The organism is Martelella sp. FOR1707, from assembly GCF_053484265.1.
On record NZ_JBAKFP010000001.1, the window covers coordinates 530336 to 541518 of the forward strand.

At 62.3% G+C, this 11183-nt stretch carries 1 protein-coding gene; it reads left to right on the forward strand.

Annotated elements, in window-relative coordinates; genetic code table 11:
* Positions 1–50 precede the first annotated feature (50 nt).
* Positions 51–11183, forward strand: a complete 11133-nt coding sequence (locus V6765_RS02365) for an Ig-like domain-containing protein (RefSeq protein WP_448426126.1) — start codon at positions 51–53, stop codon at positions 11181–11183.

Below are 11183 nucleotides of genomic sequence, written 5' to 3' on the forward strand. Positions count from 1 at the left end.
CTGGGACACTGGAACCTCCGAACAGTGCAGTCCATACAAGGGAATAACCGATGCGAATTGATGCAATTCTCAAGTCCGGCGCTCAAAAGCGCGATATTTCGGATACCGGCCATATTGCTTTGGATGCGCCCAGCGTCGTGCGCATTGATGTCGGACCCGAGCAGCTTTTGAGGTACGAACGGGACGGCAATGATCTTGTCCTCGTCCTGAGGGACGGTTCCGTCCTGCGCATCGATGGTTTCTTTGTTGTAAGCAATGGTGAACGGAACGATCTCGTTTTCGTGGATGATGACGGTGTCTCCTGGTGGGCGCAGTATGGCGATGTTTGGACGGGTTTTGATATCGCCGAGATCGAAACAGGCGTGGTGACGCCTCCGCCCTTCATGCCGCTTCTGGCCGGCCTTGGCGTTCTCGGAGGCGGAGTGGCGCTTGCCGGCGGATCTTCGTCCGGTTCGTCGAATGCAGCGCCGGTGGGAACCGGCGATGTCGTAGAGACCCCGGAGGACACGCCGGTCACCGGTTCGGTGACGGGTACCGATGCCGATGGCGACGATCTGACGTTCACACTGAAGGACGGCCCGTCGAACGGCACGGTAACGGTCAACCCGGACGGCAGTTACGAGTATACACCGGATCCGGACTATAACGGTCCGGACAGTTTTACGGTAACGATCGACGACGGCAATGGCGGCACGGACACGGTCACGGTCGATGTGACGGTCACGCCGGTCAACGATCCGCCGGTGGGGACCGGCGATGTGGTGGAGACCCCGGAGGACACGCCGGTCACCGGCTCGGTGACGGGTACCGATGACGACGGCGACGATCTGACGTTCTCGCTGAAGGACGGCCCATCGAATGGTACGGTAACGGTCAACCCGGACGGCAGTTACGAATATACACCGGATCCGGACTATAACGGCCCGGACAGTTTTACGGTCACGATCGACGACGGCAATGGCGGCACGGATACGGTCACGGTCGATGTGACGGTCACGCCGGTGAACGACCCGCCGGTGGGAACCGGCGATCTCGTCGAGACCCCGGAGGATACGCCGGTCACCGGCTCGGTAACGGGTACCGATGATGATGGCGACGATCTGACGTTCACACTGAAGGACGGCCCGTCGAATGGCACGGTGACGGTCAACCCGGACGGCAGTTACGAGTACACGCCGGATCCGGACTATAACGGCCCAGACAGTTTTACCGTAACCGTTGACGACGGCAATGGCGGCACGGACACGGTCACGGTCGATGTGACGGTCACGCCGGTCAACGATCCGCCGGTGGGGACCGGCGATGTGGTCGAGACGCCGGAAGATACGCCCGTCACCGGTTCGGTGACGGGAACGGATGTCGATGGCGACGATCTTACGTTCACGCTGGAGGACGGTCCGTCGAACGGGACGGTGACGGTCAACCCGGACGGCAGCTACGAATATACGCCGAACGAGAATTATAACGGCCCTGACAGCTTCACGGTCACGGTCGATGACGGCAATGGCGGCACGGACACGGTGACCGTCGATGTGACGGTCACGCCTGAGAATGACCCGGCCGTGATTTCTGGCGATGCGGCCGGCAATGCAGTCGAGGCAGGCGGTGTTGATAATGGCACGCCGGGCAATCCGAACGTCAGCGGTACGCTGACTGTTTCGGATGTCGATGACGGCGAGGCGGTTTTCCGGACGCCGACCAGCCTTGAAGGCACCTATGGCAGTTTCACATTCGATGCCGAGACCGGCGCGTGGACCTACACGCTCGACGATGATCGTCCGGCAACTGAGGCACTGGCCGACGGCGAGACGGCGACGGACGAATTGGTGGTCACCAGTCTCGACGGCACGGCGAGCGAAACGATCACGGTGACGGTGACCGGCACCAATGATGTGCCGGTTGTCAGCGACGATACCGGCGCGGTGAACGAGGATGACGATGCCGGAACCGGCATCCTGAGCACGACAGGCCAGGTCACGATTGCCGATCCCGATGCGGGCGAGAGTCTGTTCGACATCGACACGCTGACAGCGTCCGGCTCGCCGGTGGGAACGCTGACCATCGATGCGGACGGCAACTGGCGCTATGAGGTCGACAACACACTTGATGCGGTGCAGTCGCTTGCCGAGGGCGCAACCCTGACGGAAACCTGGACGGTGACGTCCGCCGATGGCACGGCTACCAGCACCATCACCGTCACGGTGACCGGAACCAATGACGATCCGGTCATTTCCGGCAACAGCACCGGAAGCGTGTCGGAGGACGATACGGCGCCGGTAACGGGGCAGCTTTCCCATACGGATATCGACGACGGCAACACCCATGAATGGACCGTTGAGGGCAGCACTGGCGCCTATGGCACGTTGACGGTCGATGAAGATACCGGGGCATGGTCCTACACGCTCGACAATGCCAATCCAGACGTGCAGGCGCTGGGCGCGGGCGAGACCCTGACCGAACAGGTCACAGTTCGGGTGAGCGACAATGACGGCGGTTTTGACGAACAGGTGGTGGAGATCACGATCACCGGCACCAATGATGCGCCGGTCATCGTGCCCGGTGGCGACACCACGGCCACGATCACGGAGATTACCGATGGCGCGGTGGGCGAAAACACGCTTGAACACAGCCGGTCGGGCACGCTTGAACTACGCGATGCCGACGTCAATGATAGCCACACCGTTTCTGCCGCGGCGCAGGGCGCCGGCTATCTCGGAACCTTTATTCCGGTGATCAATGCCGAGGGCAATATCGACTGGACCTTCACGGTTGACGATGCCGATCTCGATGCGTTGAACGAGGGCGATGTCCTGACGCAGGACTATGTCATCACGGTCGAGGACGAGCACGGGGCGACAGCGACCCGGACCGTGACGGTCACGATCAACGGCGTCAACGACCAGCCCGATCCGGCTGACGATGCCAGCCTGATTGCACCGGGCGAGACCGTGGTTCTCGACGTTCTGGCCAATGACACCGATGCCGACGATGGCGAAACCGAAGCACTGACGGTGATGGCGGTTGACGGCCAAGCAATCGCTGCGGGCGAAACCATCACGCTGAGCGGCGGCCGCGGAACCGTGACGCTGTCCGGCAGTGGGGATCTGACCTTCGTGCCGGGCCCGAATGCTTCCGGCCAGATCGTGCTGCCCTATATGGTGGATGACGGCAGCGGCGCGGCGAATGCGACCCAGACCGCGAACTGGGTCATCAATATCGCCGGCGTCGATATCACCGACAATGCCAGCCCGGCCGACGCCGACACGCCCGATGATGTTCTCTCCTCTGTGGATGATCTGACGGAGGTCGCAATCACCGGCCATGCCGCCCCCGGCGGCAGCGTCACCGCACTGACGATCTCCGATGGCACCGACAGCGTCACCGTCCCGGCGGAAAATATCACCGTGAACGATGATGGCTCCTACTCGGTAACGGCCGATCTCAGCAGCCTTTCCGACGGCACGCTGACGGTGACGGCCAATGTCGAGGATGCCCACGGCAACGAGACGACCACGACCGACACGATCTTCAAGGATACGGAGACCCCGGTCGCCATCGATCCCGTTTTGATCGAGGCCGGCGTCGCGCCGACCATTACCGGTACCGGCGAGGCGGGGGCCACGATCTCGCTCGACGTCAATGGCGACACCTATGAAACCACGGTTCAGCCCAACGGAACATGGAGCGTGGAGCTGCCGAGTGCGCTCGATGGTTCCGATATCGATATCGGCGCTTCGGCGGAAGATGCCTATGGCAACACCAATACCGCGACGCGCAGCATTAGCGGACTGGATGTCGTGGATCAGGTGTCGGACGCGCCTGAGGATATCGTTGTTTCCGAATCCGGCCTGCCGGGTGGCACGGCGGCAGGCGGCGGCGCGGATACGGTCAGTTCGACCTTTGCGCTGGGCACGGTTTCGCCGGCGCTCGAGTCCATCGTCATCGGCGGTTCCGTCACGGATGGCGCGGTGACCGGCGGTCGTGTGGTCTCGCTGGCAGACCTGACCAATGCCGGGACCACGCCTGTCGAGATCACCACCCAATATGGCACGCTGACGATCACCGGCTACGACGCTGAGACCGGCGTCATCGACTATAGCTATGCATTGAACGCAAACACCGAGGATCACAGCGAAAGCGAGGCCAATGACCGCGTGCGCGAGACGCTTCAGGTTGCCGTCGTGGAAAGCGATGGGGATGTCCGGGTCAGCCAACTCGTCGTCGCCATCGAGGACGACGCGCCCGAGACCCCGGTCGATGACACGCCTGTCACCGTGACAGAGGGTGGCGCGGCCACCGGTTCGGCCTTTGGCGGAGACAATCTTCTGGTCAATGACGCGCTCGGCGCCGATGGCGGCCGGGTGCATGAGATCACCTATACCGATCGTTCCGGCGCAAGCGTCACCATCGCAATCCCCGAGGGCGGATCGCAGACGGTCGAGACGCAATATGGCTCGCTGACGGTTGCCAGCGATGGCGCGTGGTCCTACACGCCCGTTGCCAGCGCCGATCACGAACAGCCCGCCAGCGATACGGCGCTTCGCGATGATTTCAGCCATACGACCATCGACGGCGATGGCGATGTCTCGCCGGGATCGGCGACCCAGTCGATCACCATCACAGATACGGTTCCCGAATTCGGCACGCCGGAAGGTGCTGTGGTCGACGAACAGTTCCTGCCGGTTGGCAGCAACCCGGATGCCGCCCAGGTCGCGGTCGAGGGATCGCTCAACCTCACCGTCAGGCAGGACAGCGTCAATGTGACGCTCGCCACCGACAGCGCTCCGGCTACACTGACATCCGGCGGGGTCGCTCTCACCTATACGCTTGCCGCTGACGGCCACAGCCTTGTCGCCCATACCGGCGATGTCAACGATCCGGTTTTCGTCGTGACCCTGACAGACCCGACATCGGCGTCAGCGGGCTACACGTTCGAGCTGCTGCGACCGCTCGATCATGACGGAGAAGACAACCTCGATCTGGACTTCGGCGTTCTGGTCACCGACAGCGATGGCGATACCGATACGGCGAGCTTTACCGTGACTGTTGCCGATGACGCGCCGGTCGATACGGTCTCGCAGACCATCGATGAGGACAGCGACGGCTTTTCCTTCAATATCTCGGCGGATGCGACTGCGGACAACACCACGCTTTCGCAGGGCGGCGCGCCGATCACCGGCACGCCGGACGGCGACGGCAATGTGGTTTATGAAACGGAGCACGGCAGGGTCACCGTCAGCGCGACCGGGGAACTAACCTACAAGCCGGATGCGAACTATAGCGGAACCGAGGAATTTTCCGTCACGACCGCCGATGACGGCATTGATGCCACGATTGCCGTGACCGCCAATGTCACGCCGCTCGCCGATGCGCCGGAGATTGGCGTCAGTGCGGAAAACATCGGCACGCTTGAGGATACCGCCGTGGCGCTGGGGCTGAACGCGCCGGTCATTGCCGATGACGGCACGGGCGATGGCAATAATGCGGTGTCGGAACGGATCGGCGAAATCACCCTCAGCGGTCTGCCGGAGGGCGCGATATTGCAGACGCCGGTCGGCAATGTGACGGTCGATGCTTCCGGTACGGTGACTATCGCGCTCAGCGATGTGGCGACCGTCGACGGCGCCACCGCCGATCTGACTATGACGGCATCCGAGTTCGAGGCGCTGGAAGTTCTGCCGCCGGAAGACAGCGCGGCGAACTTCGAGGTGACCTACAGCGTCACCAGCTACGAGGTGGATGAAACCGGCGCACCCCTGCCGGACGTGGACGGCGCGACCAGCAGCGAGACGGTGACGGTCTATGTTCAGGCCGTGACGGACAATGCAGCTCTGGTCTTTGACGACTCCGTCGATGCTGCGGCTGTCGAAAACGCGGATGCGATCAGCTATACTGGCAATACGCAAGCCGATGTGACGCTCGCCGAGGACACCGCGATCAATCTGTCGCAGATCCTCGCGGCAAGCTTTACCGATCTCGATGGCAGCGAAGTTCGTTCGGTCACCATCAGCAACACAACGGGTCATGATATTGTTGTGAACGGTCAGACCGTTGCGGACGGGCAGGACATCACCGTGCCGTCATCGGCGTTGAGCGGCGACACCGGCGGGCTGCCAGAAATCCTGATCGGTGCTTCACCCGATTTCAGCGGCGATCTCAACGGCATCGGTGTGACGCTGAATGCGCAGGACCGGGATGCCGACGGCTATCTGGACGGTTCGACCGTGGTGCCGGGCACTGTGGATGGCGTGGCCGAAGCGGATTTGAGCGACAATACCGTCACGCTGAACCTGCATGTGACGCCGGTTGCCGACGATGTGACGGTCGCGCCTGCTGCGGGCGACGAGGATACGGCGATCGGCTTCCTTGCCGGTGTCGGCCTGTCCGATAGCAGCAGCGATCCGGCAGATGGCGGCAGCGAGGTTATTACCTCGGTATCCTTCGAAGTGCCCGACGGCTGGACCGTCAACGCGCCGGCCGATCTTCCGGCAGGCGTCACGGCAACCGCCGGTCTGAGCGGCACGACCTATACGATCAGCTTCTCCGCAGGCGACGAGGCCGGCCGGGAAGCCTATCTCGATGGCTTCACCATCACGCCGCCCAATCATGAAAGCGGCACGGAAACCATTCAGCTGACGGTGGCGACCGAGGATAGCAGCGTCGTCAATGGTACCCCCCAGACCGACAGCGCCAGCGCGATCCACGATCTCGTCGTGACGGTCAACCCCGTGGCGGAAACCGTCGGCTCCGACAGTGACGGCGACGGCACTGCCGACCTGACGATGACCGGTGGCTTCACCTATGAGACGCCGGGCCTTGAGGATAGCTGGTTCGACCTGAACAGCGAAGGTTTCGACCTGACCGACGGATGGAGCAACCAGGACCCGAACGAAACGACCTATGCGCGGATCACGCCCGAACTGTTCGCCGGTGATGGCGAACCGGCCGATGCCATCGGCTCGCGGCTGCGCTGGGTCGACGAAGGCGGTCAGACGAGAGAGGTTGTTTTCACCGGCGCGCCGATCAATGTGCCGGTCGAGGCACTCGACACGCTGGAGTTCCGTGCGGCGGACAACTTTTCCGGCCGTTTCAGCCTGAAGGTCGAGGCCTATACCGTCGATGATGGCGACGATGGCAACGGTCCGCGGGATACCGCCGTCAGCGGCGAGGCCTATCTCCAGAACATCCTGATCGCGCCTTCGGCCGATGAGGTAACCCTGTCGCTTGCCGCGCGCACGCAGGGGCTGGAGGACAGCAATATCCCGCTGGTCATCCGTCCGACCAGCTCCGACCCGTCGGAAATCTTCACGGTCACCATTGACAATATCCCCGATGGCGCCGTGCTCACCTATGGCGGTACCGTGCTCAATGTCGTTGACGGCAGTGTGACCATCGAGAATTTCGACAGGACGGCCGTCTTCACCATACGTCCGCCTGAAAACAGCAATGAGGATTTCGCGCTGAACGTTTCGGCGGTTTCCGTCGACCGGCTTGAGATCGATGGCACGGTTTACGAGGATGTTTCGGATCCAATCTCGCTCGACGTGAATGTCGAGGTGCGGGGCGTGGCCGATGACGCGGTGATCACTGCAACGCCGCAGACCTATAGCGAAGAGGCGGTCGACAGCGGTGCGGAAAGCGTGGCCCTGTCTTCGCTTCTGACCACCGAAATGGTCGATAGCGACGGTTCGGAAACCCTGACGCTGCAGGTCACCGGCCTGCCGGAAGGCTTCGGCCTGACGCACGGAACGCTTCTGACCCCGCCGGATGTCACCGGCGCGGACCGGGTCTGGGTGATTCAGCAGTCGCAGCTTGGATCGACGGAAATCACCGTGCTGCAGAACTTCAGCGGTGAGGTCGTCTTCGACGTCGCTCCGGTGACCACCGAGAACGACGGCGATTCGCAAACCGGCGATCCCGTGGATATTTCCTTCACCGTGACGCCGTCGCCGGAAGCGACGGTGACCACGTCGACAACGCTGACGGAAGATGTGTTGCAGCCGATCAATCTCGGCATCGCGCATCAAGACGGCGACACTGACGAAACGCTCGAAGCCGTGCGTATCGCGGTGGACGATGCCGAGGGCGGGCAGTTCACGCTCTACCTTGGCGAAGCTGGTTCCGAAGTGCCGCTCTCCGAGGCCGGTCTGACGATCGTCGAGGTGGATGGCGTCTCATATTACGAACTGACCGGCGAACAGGCGGGCCTGCTGTCGGCCCAGGGGGCTGCCAATCTGGATGGCGCGCTTGGCGGGTTCGATCTGCTCTATCAGATCACCGATCCCGGCAATGGCACCGTTGATCCGGTTACCAGTGACTGGCAATCCGGCCGCTTCGACCTTACGGCAACGCCGGTGACTGACCAGCCGGACCTTTCGATCGATAATATCGGTCTTGGCGCTGGCGGCGGTGAGGTCGAAGGCAACAACGTGACGGTGACGAATCCGGGCGAGACGGTGACGCTCGACCTGAATATCGCCTCGCCCGACAGCGACGGCAGTGAGCATCTGGTGCGCGTGATCGTCGATGGCCTACCCGACGGCGTGACGCTGGAAGGCGGCGAAAAGCTCGGCGACGGCTCATGGATGCTGATCTATGAGGGCGCCGAGGCCTTGGCGATCGACGATGCCGGCGGATTGGTTTTGCCGTTGGAATTCACCGTCGGCAGTTTTGCCGGTAATCTGAGCGATGTGCCGGTTACCATTACCGTCCAGACGCAGGATCGCGGAAACGAAGTGGATCCGGGAACCGGAGTTCTGGAAGACACGATCGGGTGGAACCTGAGCACCTCCTTCGATGAAGGCGAAGGCGGTTTTCCGCCGACCATCGACAACTGGTCCTATACCGATGCTCCGGCAACGGAGGATACTAGTTTCACCCTGTCAGAGATGATCGACGCCCAGGTCACCGCCCAAAGCAGCGAACCATCGGTTCTGACGGTGACGATCACCGATCTGCCGCCGGGCACGGATGTCAGCGGGATGGTCCGCACGGTTGTCGGCGGGCAGGAAGTCTGGACGGCGTCGGTGACAACCGAACCGGGCGATACCGCATCGAATGTTCAGGCCAAGCTCGATGCGCTGCTGGACGGCATATCGATGCAGACTGGCAATAACCGCAACGATAACAATCTCGATGAGCCGTTCTCATTCAACGCGCAATTGACCACTGCGCTTGCCGGTGGCGGACGTTCGGATACGGCGGCGATCACCCCGGAAATTCCGCTTGAGCCGGTCACCGACCCGGCCAATATATCGATTGCCCTCGGAGCGTCGGATGACGACGGCAAGCTGACGGAAACCGACAGCGAGATACCGCTGACGGTGACGGTCAACAACGGCGCCGACGGCGACTATGCGACGCTTGAGAACGGCACGCTCTATCTCCAGGTCAACGGCACCAACGGGCTCGATGCCGGAACGCTGACGCTGGATGGCGTTACCTATGAGCCGGTCTCCGTCAGCGGCGTCGAGGGCATTCCCGATGGCACCTATTACGTCATCGAGGGTGCCGAGATGGGCGTACCGCTCGACATGGTGTTCACGCCGGATACGATGACGGCGGGAAGCGTTACCATCGATGCATGGGTACGCAACAGCGAGACCGGGGCCGCCAGCCCGCTGACCTCGACAGGCTCGACCACCCTGCCGGTCGAGATCAGCAATGACGGCGTCACGCTGGCCAATCCGGGGCCGACCACGGGCGCGGAAGCGGCGGACTCAAGCACAGACTCGCTGATCGCGCTCGATCTGAGCCTGAATCTCGCCGATGTCGATGGTTCCGAGGAAATCATCTCGGTGCTGTTGTCCAACCTGCCGGAGGGTTTCCTCATTTATACCGGTTCTGATCCGGACAATGCGAGCCTTGCTGAAATGGCGGTCAATGCCGGTGGAACCGGCGGAACGAACACATGGGTTCTGGCCGGAGATGGCGAAGCGCTGCCGCCCTATGTCGGTATCCTGCCGCCCAAGCACTGGAGCGGCACCCTGTCGGATCTCCAGCTTAGCGTGACGTCGGGTGAAACCGCGCTTCCCGAGAAACGCGTTGACGTTCTGGATGTTGGCGATGTGACGGTGAACCCGGTCGCTAACGGCGTCGAAATGACCACGACCAACTCCTTCGGTCGGGAAGGGGCCATCGTGTCGCTGAACCTCAATGCTTCCATGACCGACTTCGAGGACGCCTCGGTGGACGCTGCCACCGATGAGAGCCAAGAGACGGTGACCTTGGAACTGCAGGGACTGGGCGCGTTCGCCTCTTTCTATATCGGCACGCAGCTGATCGAGGCGGCCGGTTACGATGCGGCGACCGACACCTATACGCTGACCGGGCTGAGCCAGTCCGATCTGGACGCCCTTGGCGTTCGTCAGGCCGCCGATGCATTGAGCGATCAGGATGCCGATACCACGGGCGTACAGATCAATGTGACGGCCAGGACGGTGGATGGGGCCGATGTTTCGGACGAAGCCACAAGCACGGTGACGCTCAATCTTCACAACCAGATCCCGACCAATGGCGATGACAGTCTGATCTGGACCGGCGGTCTCATCAATGGTCTTGCGGGCGAGGACACGGTGAGCCTGCGTCAGGGCGAAAGCCTCGAAGGCGCGGATCTGGCGGCGCAATTGCGCAATATCGAAACGCTGGATCTCGGTATCGATGGAGCCAACGAAGTCACCGGTCTGACGCCTGAACAGGTTGAAGCGATGACCAGTAACGGCAACGCGCTGACGATGCGCGGCTCGTCCGAGGACGGCGTGTCGCTTGACGGAGATTGGACCGACAACGAGGACGGCACCTATACGGGTACGCTTGCCGGCGGTACGGAAGTGACGCTGACGGTAGAGGGTGTGACGGTGACGCCGCCGGCGGACGGGTTCTCGCAGCCTTCGGCGGAAAGCCCGATCATGATGTCGATGGCGTCGTTTTCGCCGGAAGGCTTCGGTCTCGCAGCGCTTGATGCCGGCGCCAAGGAGACCGAAACCGGTCTCAAGGATAGCGTGTCCCTCAGCCTCGACGAGGTGCTGTCATCGGACATCGCAGTGGAGGATCTGACCGCCGCGCTGCCGGAAGAAACAGCACGGGAAGCCACTGAGACGGGCGACGGGCCATCTGCGGACTGGAGCGCTCCTGTTCCGGCCTCCGATGATGACCTTCAGCCTAATCCGGTCTACGAGGTCTGA

What these genes read in the sequence shown, in the direction of transcription:
- V6765_RS02365 (WP_448426126.1), top strand. Translation starts at nt 51, where the DNA reads ATGCGAATTGATGCAATTCTCAAGTCCGGCGCTCAAAAGCGCGATATT.